Annotated in this window: 1 protein-coding gene; it reads left to right on the top strand. The window is 40.9% G+C overall.

The features are described 5' to 3' along the window. Positions 1-106: 106 nt before the first annotated feature. The coding region (locus tag R0J92_RS22395) for a GxxExxY protein (protein WP_411053276.1) at positions 107-291 on the top strand (185 nt) is incomplete at its 3' end.

The raw sequence follows: 291 nt of genomic DNA, 5'->3' as shown, positions 1-291 counted from the left end.
GTATAACAACTCCGGTGTTGCTCAGTTTTATATGCTTTCGATTATTGCGGGTGTGGCATTGTTTGGAATTATTCTTTGTTTTCCCTTTTTGGTTTAGGGTGACAGTTTGTTTTTGTTGAACCACAGAGACACAGAGAGCACAGAGATCGAATATTTAAATGAGATATCGGGAGAAGTGATTGGAGGAGCAATTGAAGTTCATCGCCAATTGGGACCTGGTTTGTTAGAGTCAGCTTACGAGGCGTGTTTATCTCATGAGTTGATGTTACGTGGCTTAGTGGTAGAACAACA

Origin of the sequence: Tritonibacter sp. SIMBA_163, from assembly GCF_046535935.1 — a bacterium.
In the GTDB taxonomy this organism is placed as follows: Bacteria; Pseudomonadota; Alphaproteobacteria; order Rhodobacterales; family Rhodobacteraceae; genus Epibacterium; species Epibacterium scottomollicae.
Note: the sequence above shows the minus strand (reverse complement) of the source record. Positions and strands in the feature narration are given on the sequence as shown.